The sequence below is a fragment of the Geodermatophilus maliterrae genome (genome assembly GCF_041018925.1).
GTDB classification, from domain to species: domain Bacteria; phylum Actinomycetota; class Actinomycetes; order Mycobacteriales; family Geodermatophilaceae; genus Geodermatophilus; species Geodermatophilus maliterrae.
In genome coordinates this window covers 1-14,136 of the sequence record NZ_JBFNXQ010000024.1, presented here as the reverse complement: position 1 = coordinate 14,136, position 14,136 = coordinate 1, and the positions used below count along the sequence as shown (strand labels likewise).

12 protein-coding genes, 1 tRNA gene and 2 pseudogenes are annotated in these 14,136 nt (G+C 71.3%); 5 read left to right on the top strand and 10 right to left on the bottom strand.

Annotated features, from left to right (window positions below; genetic code table 11):
- The first annotated feature begins 62 nt into the window (after window positions 1-62).
- Entirely contained in the window at window positions 63-374 is a 312-nt protein-coding gene (locus ABQ292_RS09735) for a putative quinol monooxygenase (RefSeq protein ID WP_369205699.1), read from the top strand.
- Between the two features lie 82 nt (window positions 375-456).
- Here ABQ292_RS09735 and ABQ292_RS09730 read toward each other — a convergent pair whose 3' ends face one another.
- The 4 genes from ABQ292_RS09730 to ABQ292_RS09715 form a co-directional block, all read right to left on the bottom strand.
- Window positions 457-1,266 (bottom strand): Fpg/Nei family DNA glycosylase, encoded by an 810-nt coding sequence (locus ABQ292_RS09730; RefSeq protein ID WP_369205697.1) that lies wholly within the window; start codon window positions 1,264-1,266, stop codon window positions 457-459.
- Window positions 1,259-2,635, bottom strand: a complete 1,377-nt coding sequence (locus ABQ292_RS09725; RefSeq protein WP_369205695.1) for a cryptochrome/photolyase family protein — start codon at window positions 2,633-2,635, stop codon at window positions 1,259-1,261. The genes ABQ292_RS09730 and ABQ292_RS09725 overlap by 8 nt, the downstream gene beginning before the upstream one ends.
- Window positions 2,636-2,686: 51 nt before the next feature.
- Window positions 2,687-3,007: a GNAT family N-acetyltransferase gene (locus ABQ292_RS09720; protein ID WP_369205693.1), complete on the bottom strand. Its 321-nt coding sequence runs from the start codon at window positions 3,005-3,007 to the stop codon at window positions 2,687-2,689.
- A 144-nt stretch (window positions 3,008-3,151) separates the two neighbouring features.
- Window positions 3,152-3,448 (bottom strand): hypothetical protein, encoded by a 297-nt coding sequence (locus ABQ292_RS09715; protein ID WP_369205691.1) that lies wholly within the window; start codon window positions 3,446-3,448, stop codon window positions 3,152-3,154.
- A 263-nt stretch (window positions 3,449-3,711) separates the two neighbouring features.
- On the opposite strand from ABQ292_RS09715, the gene ABQ292_RS09710 reads away from it, so the two are divergent.
- The 3 genes from ABQ292_RS09710 (at window position 3,712) to ABQ292_RS09700 (ending at window position 6,571) form a co-directional block, all read left to right on the top strand.
- Window positions 3,712-4,830 carry an NDMA-dependent alcohol dehydrogenase gene (locus ABQ292_RS09710; protein ID WP_369205689.1) on the top strand — a complete coding sequence of 373 codons (1,119 nt, stop codon included), beginning with the start codon at window positions 3,712-3,714 and terminating at the stop codon, window positions 4,828-4,830.
- Between the two features lie 134 nt (window positions 4,831-4,964).
- The gene (locus ABQ292_RS09705; RefSeq protein WP_369205687.1) at window positions 4,965-5,744 is read left to right on the top strand and encodes a DUF899 family protein; all 780 of its coding nucleotides are present in this window, start codon (window positions 4,965-4,967) and stop codon (window positions 5,742-5,744) included.
- Window positions 5,745-5,941: 197 nt separating this feature from the next.
- A complete protein-coding gene (locus ABQ292_RS09700; protein ID WP_369205685.1) occupies window positions 5,942-6,571 on the top strand; it encodes a hypothetical protein in 630 nt (209 codons plus the stop codon).
- Window positions 6,572-6,666: 95 nt separating this feature from the next.
- On the opposite strand, the gene ABQ292_RS09695 is transcribed toward ABQ292_RS09700, so the two are convergent.
- From ABQ292_RS09695 to ABQ292_RS09680, 4 genes and pseudogenes are all read right to left on the bottom strand, one after another.
- Window positions 6,667-6,737: transfer RNA gene (locus ABQ292_RS09695), tRNA-Ser, on the bottom strand.
- Window positions 6,738-7,138: 401 nt separating this feature from the next.
- A complete protein-coding gene (locus tag ABQ292_RS09690; protein ID WP_369205683.1) occupies window positions 7,139-8,104 on the bottom strand; it encodes an IS481 family transposase in 966 nt (321 codons plus the stop codon).
- Between the two features lie 223 nt (window positions 8,105-8,327).
- Window positions 8,328-9,797 carry a M28 family peptidase gene (locus ABQ292_RS09685; RefSeq protein WP_369205681.1) on the bottom strand — a complete coding sequence of 490 codons (1,470 nt, stop codon included), beginning with the start codon at window positions 9,795-9,797 and terminating at the stop codon, window positions 8,328-8,330.
- 171 nt (window positions 9,798-9,968) lie between these two features.
- Window positions 9,969-10,166, bottom strand: a pseudogene (locus tag ABQ292_RS09680) (transposase); the annotation flags it as partial.
- Between the two features lie 1,129 nt (window positions 10,167-11,295).
- On the opposite strand from ABQ292_RS09680, the pseudogene ABQ292_RS09675 reads away from it, so the two are divergent.
- Window positions 11,296-12,454: pseudogene (locus tag ABQ292_RS09675) on the top strand (IS3 family transposase).
- A gap of 94 nt (window positions 12,455-12,548) precedes the next feature.
- On the opposite strand, the gene ABQ292_RS09670 reads toward ABQ292_RS09675, so the two are convergent.
- Window positions 12,549-13,097, bottom strand: coding sequence for a VOC family protein (locus ABQ292_RS09670; RefSeq protein ID WP_369205679.1), 549 nt, complete (start codon window positions 13,095-13,097; stop codon window positions 12,549-12,551).
- A 287-nt stretch (window positions 13,098-13,384) separates the two neighbouring features.
- Window positions 13,385-13,834 (bottom strand): ester cyclase, encoded by a 450-nt coding sequence (locus ABQ292_RS09665; protein WP_369205677.1) that lies wholly within the window; start codon window positions 13,832-13,834, stop codon window positions 13,385-13,387.
- Between the last annotated feature and the right edge of the window lie 302 nt (window positions 13,835-14,136).

Below are 14,136 nucleotides of genomic sequence, written 5' to 3'. Positions count from 1 at the left end.
GGGCGGTCGTGCGCCAGGTCACCACCCGGCCCACCCACCGCCCGCAGCAGAGGGGACTCCCCGTGTCCGTCGTCGTCGTCGCCACCATCAGCCCCAAGCCCGAGCACGCCGACGAGGTCCGTCAGGCGGTGCTCGAGACGGTGCCGCAGGTGCACGAGGAGCCCGGCTGCGAGCGCTACTCGCTGCACCAGGGCCGCGACGGTGCCCTCGTGATGGTGGAGAAGTGGGAGAGCCCCCAGGCGCTGGCCACCCACGGCAAGGCCGCGGCGCTGACGGCGCTGTCGGGCCGCCTCGAGGGCAAGCTCACCGGGGCGCCGTCGGTCACCGTGCTGGACGCGCTCGCCGCCGGCGACCCCGCCAAGGGCGCCCTCTGAGGCCTGGCCCCTCCCGACGAGATCGGCGGTCTCGTGGCCGTCGGACCCTGATGGCCACGAGATCCCCGATCTCGCGGCGCGGTCAGGTCGCCTGGCAGACGGGGCACCAGTAGAGGTTGCGGCCGACCATCTCCGCCGTCCGCACCTCGGTGCCGCAGATCCGGCAGGGCAGCCCGGTGCGCCGGTAGACGTAGTGCGCGTCCTCCCGGCGGACGGCGCCCGAGCGGCGGGACCGGTCGGCCGGGTTGGTGGTGACGATCCGGCCCAGCCGGACGCCGGCGCGCAGGAGCACCACCAGGTCGTCCCACAGCGCCTGCCACTCCTCGGCGCCGACGTCGCGGCCCGGCCGGAACGGCGAGATGCCGTGCCGGTAGAGGATCTCGGCACGGTAGACGTTGCCCACGCCGGCCAGCACCGACTGGTCCATCAGCAGCGCGCCGACCGCCGTCCGGCTGTGGCCGACCCGCGCGTAGGACAGCGGGCCACCGCGGCGGGTGCGCAGCGGGTCGGGGCCGAGCCGGTCGAGGATGGCGTCGACCTCGGGCTGGGTGAGGACGTCGCACGCCGTCGCCCCGCGCAGGTCGGTCCACACGCCGCCGCCGTCGGGGCCCTCGGCCGTCCACCGCATCCGCAGCGCACCGCGCGGGGTCGGCGGGTCGCCGAGACCGGTCGTGTAGGTGCCGTAGAGGCCCAGGTGCACGTGCAGGGTGTCGGCGCCGAAGCAGGCGAACAGGTGCTTGCCGTAGCTGGTGATCTCGTCGACCACCCGCCCGTCGAGCAGCGCCGCCCCGGAGGCGAAGCGGCCCTGCGGGCTGGTCACGTGCACCGGCCGTCCGGCGAACAGCGCCGCCTGCTCCCGGGCCAGCCGGAACAGGGTGTGGCCCTCAGGCACCGCGCACCGCCTGGTAGCGGGCCAGCGCCACCTGCCGCTCCTCGGCGTGGTCCACGATCGGCGCCGGATAGCCCTCCGGTGGCCCGCCGGGCACCGTCCACGGCTCGTGCACGTACCGGTCGGGGACGTCGCGCAGCTCGGGCACCCAGCGCCGGACGTAGGCGCCGTCGGGGTCGAACTGCTGGCCCTGCCGCGTCGGGTTGAACACCCGGTAGTACGGCGAGGGGTCGGTGCCGGTGCCGGCCACCCACTGCCAGCCGTGGTGGTTGCTGGCCAGGTCGCCGTCGACGAGGTGGTCGAGGAAGTAGCGGGCGCCGCGCCGCCAGTCGATGTGCAGGTCCTTGACCAGGAACGACGCGACGACCATCCGCACCCGGTTGTGCACGTAGGCCTCGCCGTGCAGCTGGCGCATCCCGGCGTCGACGATCGGGTAGCCGGTGCGGCCCTCCGCCCACGCGGCGAAGTGCTCGTCGGCGACCGGCCCCGTGTCGTACTCCATCGCCGTCATCTGCGGGTTGAACGGCTCCCGGGCGGTCTCCGGACGGTGCCAGAGGACGTCGGCGTAGAAGTCGCGCCAGATGAGCTCGCCGACGAACTTCTCGACCGCCTCGTGCCGGTCGCCGTCGTCCAGCGCCGTGGCCTCGGCCAGCAGCGTGCGCGGGTGCACCGTGCCGTACTTCAGGTGCGCCGACAGGCGGCTGGTGCCGTCGGCGCCGGGGGTGTTGCGGGACGACGCGTAGCCGAGCAGCCGCTGGTCGCGGAACTGCGCCCACGCGTCGCGGCCGGCCTGCTCGCCGGCCGCCGGCAGGACCGTCTCGCCGAGGTCCTGCGCCGGCGGCAGGTCACCGGGCGCGAGGCCGTCGGCCCAGGGGACGTCGTCCGGGCGCGGCGCGGGGCCGTGCAGTCCGCGCGCCCGCCAGGCCCGGGCGAACGGTGAGTAGACCTTGAACGGGGTGCCGTCGTCCTTGGTGAGCCGGCCGGGGGTGACGCCGTAGGGCGAGCCGGTGCGCACGAACGGGACCCCGCCCAGTGCCTGCTCCACGGCGGCGTCGCGGGCCCGGCCGTACACGCCGGCGTCGGCGGAGACGTGCACGCTCCCCCCGCCGGTCTCGCGCACGAGGTCGGGCACGACGCGCGCCGGGTCGCCGGAGCGGATGACCAGCGCCCCGCCCGTCTGCTCGCGCAGGTCGGCCAGGCAGCTCCGCAGGAACTCCCGGCGGGGTGGGCCGGAGGGGTCCCACAGCCGGGGGTCGACGACGAAGACGGGCACGACCGTGCCCTCCGGTCCGGCGGCGTCGCAGGCGGCGAGCAGCGCCGGGTGGTCGCTCAGCCGGAGGTCTCGGCGGAACCAGAGGAGGGCGGTGGGCACCAGCGCCACGGTAGGCAACGTGGCGGGGCGGCGCAGATCAGCGCCCGGTGCTCAGTGGTCGACGGTGGCCAGGCCGAAGTGCGGCTTGTCGTCGTCGGTGACCAGGTCCAGCGTCTCGGGGTGCTGCTGGATGTAGTGGCGGACGAACGAGCAGTACGGGAGGACGTGCAGTCCGCGCTCGCGGGCGGCCTCCAGGACGCCGCTGACGAGCGCCTTGCCGAGGCCGCGGCCACCCATGCTCGGGTCGACCTCGGTGTGCGGCAGGGTCATCAGGCCGTTCTCGACGTGGTAGCTCGCCAGTCCGACGACACGGTCGCCGACCCGCACCTCGAAGCGTCCCCGTTCGGGGACGTCGACCACCGTGGTCTCCATCGTTGCGTTCCCACCTCCGCAGGTCCCACGGCGCCGTTGCCGCGGGTACGACGTGCATCTGGAACGGTAACGCCTCGGAGCCCTCGGAGTTTCCCTCCGCGGGCAGGTGTCACCCACAGGTCGCACTGCCGGGGGCCGTCCGGCTCAGGGGCGCGGGTTCCTCCGCGTCCAGCCGCGGTCGTCCCGCCGCCCGCCCTGGGCGGCCCGGCAGCGCCGGCACACGGCCTGCACCTCCTCCGCGTGCCGGCCCGACTCCGGCTGGACGTCGGCCCAGCTCACGTGCGGGAAGCGGGTCAGCCGGGACCTGCTCAGCGAGAGCCCGCAGACCGTCTCGTTGCGCCCGCGTTCCCACGCGTGGACCTCGCCGGCGGGGTAGCGGATCCCGTCGTCGGGGTCGACCCACTGCCCTCCGGCCGCGACCGCCGCGTTGCGCGCTCCCATGCGCACACCGTTACCCGCGTGCCGGTCCCACACCGGCTGGTGCCGGGTCGTCACCGCTACCGGGCCGTCCGGGCGACGTCGTGGCCGTCAGGAGGCGAGGTCCCGGCCGAGGGTGTTGAGTAGCCGCCGTCACCACCGTCGGCACCTACCTCTTCCGCCGTCGGTGGTCACGGGCACCGGGGCTGCGGCCTCGAGCCCGACCCGACCGGACGGCGGCGTACCCACGGGGTGGCCGCGAGACCTCGATCTGCAAGGGAGCAGACGTGAAGACCCGTAGCGCGGTCCTGCACCAACAGCCCGGCGAGTACGAGCTGACCGAGGTGGACCTCGACGGGCCCCGCCGGGGCGAGCTGCTGGTCAAGATGGTCGCCGCCGGGCTCTGTCACACCGACGACCACGTCGCCGTCGGCGACTCCCCGGCCTTCCGGCTCCCCATCGCCGGTGGGCACGAGGGAGCCGGCATCGTCGTCGGCGTCGGCCCCGACACCCCCGGCTGGGCCGAGGGCGACCACGTCGTGCTCAGCTTCATCGCCGTCTGCGGGCAGTGCCGGATGTGCTCGACCGGACGGCAGAACCTCTGCGACCTCGGGGGCAGGCTCTTCACCGGTGCGCGGCTCGACGACCCCACCAGCTTCCGGATCTCGTACCAGGGCAGGCCGGTGGTCCAGCACTCCGGCGTCTCGGCGTTCAGCGAGCACACGGTCGTCGATGCCCGGTCGGTGGTGAAGATCGACCGCGACGTGCCGCTCGACAAAGCCGTGCTGGTCAGTTGCGGCGTCGCCACCGGGTGGGGATCGGTCACCAACATGTCCGACGCCCAGCCCGGCGACGTGGTCATCGTCATGGGCGTCGGCGGGGTCGGCATCAACAGCGTGCAGGCCGCCCGTGCCATCGGCGCCCGCGCCGTCATCGCCGTCGACCCGGTGGAGTTCAAGCGGGAGACCGCCGAGCGGTTCGGGGCGACGCACACGACCGACTCCATCAAGGAGGCGACCGCCATCGCCCAGTCCATGACCAACGGACAGGGGGCCGACGCGACCATCGTCACGGTCGGCGTCGTGACCGGGGACCACATCGCCGAGGCGGTGAACTCCGTCCGGAAGGCCGGCACCGTCGTCCTCACCGGGACCGGGGGGATGCGGCAGGCGGGCATCCCGATCAACCCCACCATGTTCACGGTGTTCCAGAAGCGGCTCCAGGGAGCGCTCTTCGGCGGGTGCAACCCGCGGTGGGACATCCCCCACCTGCTCACCCAGTACGCGGCCGGCACGCTGCAGCTCGACGCGCTCGTCACCCGGACCTACACCCTCGAGCAGGTGGCCCAGGGCTTCGCGGACATGAGGGCCGGCAAGAACGTCCGGGGGGTCGTCCTCTTCGACTGAGGAGCACCGCCGACCAGGCTCCGACCGCGCGCCGAGGGCCCCGCCGCGATGAGTTCCGGCCGGGTCGCGGGTCTGTCCTGGTGTCGCCGGACGTCGGATGACGCTGCCCGGCACGAGACACCACGGAGGACCCCATGACGACCACGCCGAGGAACCCGACCACCGCGCTGCCCGGCCGCCCGCCCGTCGTCGACCGGGCCACCTGGCAGGCCGCCCGTGACGAGCTCCTGGTCCGCGAGAAGGCCCACACCCGCGAGGGCGACGCCCTCGCCGCCGCCCGCCGCCGGCTGCCGATGGTGGAGTTCGACGGGGCGGTCGAGGTGGTCGGACCCGACGGCCCGGTCCCGTTCCTGGACCTGTTCCAGGGTCGCGACGAGCTCGTGGTCTACAAGCACATGTGGTACGACGGCGCGCCGCACCAGGGGCAGTGCGAGGGCTGCACCATGACGACCTGGCAGCTGAGGGACACCGTCTACCTCGACGCCCGCGGCGTCTCCTTCGCCGTCCTGACCACGGGCCGCTGGGACGAGGTGGCCTCCTTCGTCGAGTTCATGGGCTACACCCAGCCCTGGTACTCGGTGCGCGGGGTGGAGGAGCCGGTCGGCGGCGCCATGGGCTACCTCACCTGCTTCCTGCGCGACGGCGACCGCGCGTTCCTCACCTACTCCACGACGGGCCGGGGCAACGAGCCGGTCGCCGGGTCCTTCGGCCTGCTCGACAGGACGCCCTTCGGCCGCGGCGAGGCGTGGGAGGACAAGCCCGAGGGCTGGCCCGAGGGGAGCCACGCGTGCTGGTACTGGCGCTCGGACGCGGACGGGAACGCCACCTGGGGCCCGACCAGCCGCCCCGTGCCGCAGTGGACCCGCCCCGGCGCGACCCCCGTGGAGACCCTCGGCCGGCACGGCCACCACTGACGCGCCCGTCCTCCGGACGTCCCGCCGGTGCCGCCCGCATCGGCCGACGGGCCGCCTCACCGGTCCGGTTCGTCCCCGCTCACCTCCGAGCGGGCCTGCCACGCCGCGCGAGGGCGTTGCCCCCGGCCCGCCCCCCGAGGACAGTCGGTCCACGCGGCGACGCCGCTGGGGCACCGCCGCCCCGAGGGGGCACTGGCATGTACACCCGATCGACCACCTTCCGCGGTGCCCCGACACTCATCGACGACGGCATCGCCTACGTCCGCGACCAGGTCATGCCCGCCGTCCGACAGCTGGACGGCTGCGTCGGGTTCTCCATGCTGGTCGACCGCCACACCGGTCGGTGCATCGTCACCACGTCCTGGGGCGACCCCGAGTCCCTGCACCGCAGCGCCGAGGCCGTCCGATCCGTCCAGGAGGAGGTGATCCGGACGGTCCGCGGCACGGACGACGAGATCGAGGTCGTCGAGTGGTCCGTCGCCGTGGTCCACCGCGTGCGCGAGGCCCCGAGGGGCGCCGCCACGCGCGTCATGTGGACGAAGGGCCCGATCGGCCAGATGGACCGCGTCATCGACGCCTTCCGCACGAACATCGCCCTCCGCGTCGACGACCTGCCCGGCTTCTGCAGCGTGAGCCTCCTCGTCGACCACGGGACCGGCCGATGCGCGACCGCCGCCACCTACGACAGCCGCCAGACCATGAACCGTGCCAGAGGTCAGGCCCAGGCGATGCGCGAGGAGTTCACCGAGCACATGGGGATGCGCGTCACCGACGTGGCGGAGTTCGACCTCGTCCTCGCTCACCTGCGCGTCCCCGAGACGGTCTGACACCGGGTGACGTGCGGCAGCTCAGTCCGTCGCACGGGCGTTCGGACAGGTCTCGGTCGAGACGCCAGGCAGGGCGATCACCTGCTCCACGCCAGTGCCCCCGGCAGGATTCGAACCTGCGACACACGGTTCAGGAAACCGATTCAGGCGCGTTCCTGACCTGGGCTCCGGTCGGTCATTGCGGCTTTGACCTGCGGTGTTGTACCGAGCTGATGAGTGCTGTGGACGGCCCTCGACGGACATTCTGCTGACCGAGTGCTGACCAGGTGTCCGCAAGCACGAGCAGCCGCGCGTCAGACCCCTCCGCCTGGGGACGCCGTGCCGATGCTGGAGGTGCCGCTTCCCACCCCGTTCAGCCTGCCGGCTGTCTCGGTCGCCGGAAGGGCGCTCCGCGTCCCTTCGGGATGGGCCTACGGCCCACCCTTCCCCCGCCCTGCGACAGCCGGAGGGACGCCGGTCGTCGGGAAGCAGGCAGAGGTGTGGAGGCGCCCAACCGTCGAGACTCAGGACGCGGCCACTGACGCGTTGCTACGCACAGTCGGTCGCGGTCCTAGATGTACCCGGCCATCAGGTTGGTGCCAGGCGGCTGATCGGAGGGCATCCACCGAGTGCGCTGTGGCGGCGCTGAGTGTTGTAGTGCTCGAGCCACGGAGCAAGGGCAGCGGTGCGCTGGTCGTTGTTGGTGAAGGCCTGTCGGTAAGCCCACTCGGTGACCAGGGTGCGGTTGAGGCGTTCGACCTCGCCGTTCTGCCACGGGCAGTGCGGGCGGATGAACTTCTGCCGGGCGCCGAGGGCGGTGATGACCTCGCGCAGGGACCACCGGTAGGCCCAGGCGTTGTCGGTCATCACCCGCTCGATCCGGGTGATGCCGTGGCCGGCGAAGTAGGCCGCGGTGCGGGCGAGGAAGCCCGCGCAGGTCACGCCCTTCTCGTCGGTGAGGATCTCGGCGTAGGCCAGCCGAGAGTGGTCGTCGATGAGCGAGTGGACGTAGTCAAAGCCGGTTGGCACCGACTTGTGCCGGTGGTCGACGGTGGCTGCGCGGCCGTGCGCGCGCCAGCCACCACCGGCGGGGATGCGCGCCAGCTTCTTGACGTCCATGTGCACCAGCTCGCCAGGCCGGGACCGCTCGTAGCGGACCGCGGTGGTCTTCGAGGCCCGGATGACTTGGCCGGTCATCGGGTCCAGCGCGGCCAGCCGGGGCTGCCCGCGGCGGGCCAGGACGCGGGAGACGGTGCGGGCCGGCACGCCGAGCTCGGCGCCGATCCACGCCGGGCCGCGACGCTGCTGGCTGCGCAGCTCGACGACGCGGTCTTCGGTCTCTGTCGGGGTGCGGGTCGGGCTGGTGTGCGGGCGGCTGGACCGGTCGGCCAACCCGGCCGCCCCCTCGATCGTCCACCGCCCGATCCAGGTCCGCACGCACTTGCGAGAGATCCCCATCGCCGCAGCGATGTGCGCCTGTTTCCACCCCGCCCGGTACCGCTGGACGATCAACTGCCGGCCATGAACGGTGGTGCGGGCATTAGCGTGGGACACGAGAACCTCCGAGCAGGGACTGGGCCTTCGACAAGCCACACCCCACTCGGAGGTTCTCCTTCGTTCAAACCCGGTCCGCCGTCACCAACGTCCTGGCCAAGTACACCTAGAACATCGTCCACGCGTGGACAGACGCGCCTGCCCGGCCTGCTCGTAACCGTTGGGTCCTGTGCGGACCACGGTCTCCGCGGTGGGGCCGGGCATCGGCCCCACCGTGACCGCCTCAGCGCGGCTGTCTCGCCTCGGCGGCGTTGCTCGGGCCGTGTCCCTGGTCGACGGTGGCGGCGGGTACGGGCGCCACGGCGGCGAGTAGCCGCCGGCCCTCCTCCTCGAGGCCCAGGGGGGAGTTGGCGAAGCGCAGGGTCACGGCGGAGGCCGCGCCGGTCATCTCGTCCAGCGTCCGGTGGTCGATGTTGCTGAGGTCGTCGCACGACGCGTGGTAGCAGAAGTCGTAGCCGATGCCGGCCCGGCCGCCGAACAGCGCGGCCTGTTCCACGGTCTTGATCCCCTCGGCGCCGGTGAAGAGCCCGCCGGAGGCAATGCCCTCGGCGATGAACGGCCCGTAGTCGCTGCGGCCGCTGAACTCGGTCTCGCCCGAGGCCAGGCCCAGGGAGCCGAAGTGCTCGTGGAAGGCCGCCTCGATCGCGGCCGAGCCGGCCGGGGCGGGCACCGAGCCGTCGTCGGGGCCGAACGCCGAGGCGTCGCCGTCGTAGACGAAGCGGCCGTGGTTCGGGGAGCCGATCATGTCGAAGTTCAGGTACAGCGCGATGTTCCCGAGCGTCGCGGGATCGTTGGTCTTGAGGTCCGCGACGTAGTGGCGGGATCCGAGTAGGCCGAACTCCTCCGCGCCCCACCAGGCGAAGCGCACGGCGTTGGCGGTCTCCGTGCCCGCGAGCACCTCGGCGATGGCGAGGATCCCCGCGGAGCCGGAGGCGTTGTCGTTGATCCCGGGGCCCTGCGGGACGCTGTCCAGGTGCGCGCCGACCATGACCGTGCGCTCCGGGTCACCCGAGCGGGTCTCGGCGAGGACGTTGAAGGTCTCCCGGCTCTCGGAGACGGTCTGCGTGCTGACCGTCACCTCGCCCCCGCCCAGCAGGGCGACCCCGGCGGCGTAGCTCAGGCCGACCACGGGGACGGTCGTCACCCCCGGTTCGCCCAGGGTGCCGGCGACCGCCCCCTCCGCCCCGGGCAGTCCCGTGTTGAAGATCAGCACCGCGGACGCCCCGGCGGCCGCCGCGTTGGCGGCCTTCACCCCGAAGGCGCACGTGCCCCGCTGGAGTAGTGCGATGTTCCCCGGCACGAAGTCGGCGAAGTCCCCGGCCTGGCACCCGCTGGTGCTCGCGGCCTTCTCGCCGGTCGTTCCCACGGCCTGCACCGGTGCCGTCACGGTCCCGGAGCCGGAATAGGTCATGACCGCGACGTCCGCGGCGGCGAGCTGCCTGCCGCCCGCGCTGACCGTGGCCGGGCTGACCTCCAGGAAGAAGGGGAAGGAGAAGGTCTGGACCCGCGGGGCGTAGCCGGCGGCCCTCAACTTGCCGACCACGTAGTCGACGCTGCCCCGGTAGCCGGACGTGCCCGAGGCCCGGTTGCCGTTGTTGGCGTTGGCGATGGCCTGGAACACCTCGAGGTGCTCCAGCACCTTCCCGGGAGGCACGCCTACCTCGATGTTGTAGCCGTGACCTTCGTTTGCCACCGTCATTCCTCCCTTGGTAATAGCGCGGTCTCTGCTGTATCCATGCGGTGAGCGGTAGAAGGCCATCCTCGTCCCCCGTGCCCGGTCTGCGTCGTGATACAAAGCCTCCCGGGCGTGCGTCACCGGCACGTCACCGGCACGTCACCGACTCGCCATCGCTTTAAGCTTGTCTCATGTGGAGAGCTTCTTGTAGCAGGTGAGCGTTGCGGCCAGGGTGAGGAATGCGGTGAACAGCCGGGCGCAGGGCTCATAGCGCAGGGTCAGCCGGCGGTAGCCGGTCAGCCAGGCCAGGGAGCGCTCGATGACCCAGCGGTGCCGGCCCAGCCGATCGCTGGCCTCGATGCCGCGGCGGGCGATCCGTGGCGTGATCCCCGACATCATTGGCGGGTGCGCCGCTGACCTGCGCGGACTACCCGAGACAGCGCTCTGACTTGCGTTTATGGGTGCGGGAGGCGGTTGGTTCCCGATGATGGGATACGGGCATCTTGCGGACTTTCTGCGGACTGTGTGCGGACTGTGTGCGGACTGTCAGGCCGGCGCTCGGTGCCCGGCCGCCTGGGCCGTTGCCTGGGGACTGGCGGGCTTGCCGACTCCGCTACGGGCCGCACATCTCCGCCGCCCGCGTCCTCTAACAACGCCGCCTGGCCACGAGGCGCAGAGCAGCGGCACTGCCGGCAGGATGGCGAAACCTGTGGGCAACTGCAGCCGCCCCGGAGCTGGTCTGCTTGGCTGTAGATGCTGGTCGGGTGTTATCCACCCCTGCGGGCGGCCTCCTCATGGCGTAGGAGTTCCGTGCCGTCAGGGCGAAGAAGCCCGACCAGCCTTCAGCAGCCCCATCAGCTCGCCGAGGACCTCGGCCCCGGCCATTAGTTGCTACCCGGCGCGGTGTATCCGCAAGCGGCGCCCGCCTCCCTCCGGCGGGAGCCTTTCCGACTGCACCGACCGCGGGAAGGGCGCTGCGCGTCCCTGCGGGATGGGCCTACGGCCCACCCTTCCCCCGACCCGCCGCAGCCGGATCAAAGCCGGTTGTGAGGAGCGGCGAGGAGTATGTGGATGGGCGTCGGGGCATCGGTGGTCAATCAGCCTCGCCGGCAACCACAGCTAGCGCTGCACGCGCAAGGGACTCACGCTCGCCGGTGATCCCCGTCGACGACTCGCCCGTCCTTCTGACGCGACCGGCCTCACCGCCGGCTGAGCCAACGTCGGTCAAGCGGTCAGCCACTGCGATCTCCGGCGTGTCCCTAAAGGCGGCTTTAGACACACTCGGCGAACACCCTCGCCCGCGTGGGGAGACGGAATGCGGCGGGCGCTGCTGTTTCGCTCTGGCTGCCGCTATCGCAGCTGGACTGCTTGCCAGGAGGCGGCGGAGGACCCGTGGGGGACAGTCCATAGTTGCTGAGTGTCTGGCCAGCCCGCTCCACGCCTCGGGCGGTGGGACTGCTGTGCCTTCAGTTGACACTCGTTCTGCGGGACCTTGTCTCGCGGAGAGGATGTCGCTGTGCCCAAGAAGTTCCCGCCGGAGTTCAAGCGTGACGTCGTCCGGGTCGCCCGCCGCGGTGACCTGAGCCAGGCGGAGGTTGCTGCTGACTTCGACATCTGTGTCGAGTCGGTGCGCCGCTGGGTGCGCCAGGCCGACATCGACGACGGCGTCGTCGATGGGCAGACCAGCGCCGAGCAGAACGAGCTCGTGCAGCTCCGCCGGGAGAAGCGGCGGCTGGAGATGGAGAACGAGATCCTGCGTCGCGCCGCGGCCTACTTCGCCGCCGGCAGCCTCCCAAAATGAGCTACCCGCTAGTCCGTGACCTGGCCGCCGAGGGCGCTCCGGTGCGGCTGGCCTGCGGGGTGTTGGGCCACTCGGCCCAGGCCTACTACGCCTGGACTGCAGCTCCCATCAGCCAGCGCGACCTCCAGGACGCCCACCTCACCAACGCCCTCATCGACGCCCACGGCGACGATCCGGAGTTCGGCTACCGGTTCCTCGCCGACGAAGTTGCCGGCGCCGGCCTGGTCGCCGGTGAGCGGCGCATCTGGCGACTGTGCTCCCAGCAGAAGCTCTGGTCGACCACGGTGCGCAAGGGCCGGCGAGGCGCGGGCAAGACGCCCGGCCCGGCGGTGCACGACGACCACGTGCAACGGAACTTCACCGCGCAGCGCCCCGATCAGGTGTGGGTCACCGACATCACCGAACACCCCACCGCCGAAGGCAAGCTCTACTGCTGCGCGATCAAGGACCTGTTCAGCAACCGCATCGTCGGCTACGCGATCGACGAACGGATGACCGCGCAGCTGACCGTCACCGCCCTCCGCACGGCCGTTGCCCGGCGCCAGCCGAGGGGTCTGGTGGTCGTCCACAGCGACCGCGGATCCCAGTTTCGAGCCCGGAGCTTTCGTGCCGTCCTCACTGCCGCCGGACTGCAGGGATCGATGGGCCGCGTGGCCTCCGCGGGCGACAACGCCGCCATGGAGTCCTGGCACGCGCTGCTGCAAAGAACGTCCTGGACCGCCGCCGCTGGCGCACCCACGACGAGCTTCACGCCGCGATCGTGTTCTGGATCGAGCACACCTACAACCGCCGCCGCAGGCAACGCGCCCTCGGCAGACTCACCCCGGTCGAGTACGAACTTGCCTTCACCGATCAAAACGCCGTTGCAGCATGATCAGTCCCAACCGCCGTCAACTGATGCTGCAGCAGTCCCGGTGGTGGCCTGGTGCGAGCGGCAGTTGGAAGTTCGGCCCGCCGGCCACAGCCCATCAGGCAGGCGCAACAGGTCGCCGCGGTGAGGCCGCCGGACTACCGCTCGACGGTGTTTCCAACTCAGTCCCGGGGTCTCGTGTGGGTCGTTCCGTCATCCCCTGTAGATCGTCGGTGCGCAGAACCTCATCTGGAGGAGGACCGGCGTGCCGCTCGGTGGTGTAAAACCGCACCTCGTGGCCGTCGGGATCGTGGGTGTACGGAAGGATCCATCCGATTGTGGTGCGCTGTACACCGGCGTGCTTCTCCCCGAGCGAGGTCAATCGAACCGCGAGTTCATTGATCTGCTGCTCAGATGGCACGCCAATCGAGAAGTAGTCGAACCCCGCCGCTGCTGCGGCGCGGACTGGGTCAAGTCGAAGGGCGAGTTCGGGACCCGCGTTGGGATGTGACAGAGCCATCCCCATCAGGACGCCATCCTCGACGAACTCAATGTGCAGCCGATAGCCGAGCCGGCTCTCATACCACGTCCGGGACCTGGTCAGGTCACTGACCGGCAGCTTGAGGTGGTGAACACCGTCCAGGCGCGGCGCATCCGTCCTTGTCATGATCGTCCCCTTCCATAACCTCCGTGCAGTCCGACGGCAGGGAGTCCAGGGGTCAGCCGTCAAACTGCACCCTCGCCAAGCCGCCGCCGCGGGTGGTCAACCGGAACCAGCCCGGTGACTAACTCCGGAAGCTGCACACCCACTTCGGCGCCTGTCCGGTCGGACTGCTCCCGACAACGCTCCCTGGAACTCTGGCCGGGCATCAGCTGCGCGCGAGCCCGGAGGTAGCTGAGCACCAGGGCACAGTGACAGCTGTCCCCGAGTGGGCCGCTAATGGTGACCAGTGATCAGGCCCCCATTCGAGTTGGCGCCTCACCGCTGGTCCCGCCAGGGATCACCCCGAGCTGCTGCAGCAGACTCACGACGTCCATGACGATGCGACTTTCCGCCAGTCTCCCGTCACGCAGGTAGTCGACCGTCATCGCCGCCACACGAACGTGCTGGTCAGTGGGGTCGATCCCCTCGTAGGGACCGCGGTGCGTTCCCTCCCAGACGTGCAGTGTGGCGACCTTGTCACCCTCGGCGACCTGGTCCACCACGTGCCAGCGCAGGTCCGGGAAGGCCGTGTACATGTATTCCATGTAGCGCCGGAACCCCTCAAGTCCAGGACCTTGACCGGGTGCTGGGACCTGCTCGACGAAGTCTTCCTCCATCACCTCGGACAGGTCGTCCAAATTGTGGCTGTCAAGCATCGCGCACAACGTGCGCACCGCTGTTCTGTTGTCCTCGATGGACATCGCGGCCTCCCCTCACGCGAGACGGGACATCTGCCGTCGGCGACAGCCCCGTCGTGTATGTGGCCCTGCGGGTGCATGGTCGAGCCGACCCCGTCACATCACCGTCACGACGTCCCCAACAGTGGGGTGGAACCAGGCGGCGAAGCCTGGATCGCCGTGCCCTCCAGCATCACCTGCTCCCTGACGAACGGGGCTGGCCGGGCACCCGTTCGGCCAGGATGATCGTGCTGGCGCCCGGCGGACCCGTCAGGGACAGCGGTGTCCACCCGCGGCCGCCAGGTGTCCCTGAGTGGGCCGCTTAG

What these genes read in the sequence shown, in the direction of transcription:
- ABQ292_RS09670 (WP_369205679.1), bottom strand. Translation starts at nt 13,097, where the DNA reads ATGACAAGGACGGATGCGCCGCGCCTGGACGGTGTTCACCACCTCAAG.
- ABQ292_RS09700 (WP_369205685.1), top strand. Translation starts at nt 5,942, where the DNA reads ATGTACACCCGATCGACCACCTTCCGCGGTGCCCCGACACTCATCGAC.
- ABQ292_RS09705 (WP_369205687.1), top strand. Translation starts at nt 4,965, where the DNA reads ATGACGACCACGCCGAGGAACCCGACCACCGCGCTGCCCGGCCGCCCG.
- ABQ292_RS09715 (WP_369205691.1), bottom strand. Translation starts at nt 3,448, where the DNA reads ATGGGAGCGCGCAACGCGGCGGTCGCGGCCGGAGGGCAGTGGGTCGAC.
- ABQ292_RS09665 (WP_369205677.1), bottom strand. Translation starts at nt 13,834, where the DNA reads ATGTCCATCGAGGACAACAGAACAGCGGTGCGCACGTTGTGCGCGATG.
- ABQ292_RS09720 (WP_369205693.1), bottom strand. Translation starts at nt 3,007, where the DNA reads ATGGAGACCACGGTGGTCGACGTCCCCGAACGGGGACGCTTCGAGGTG.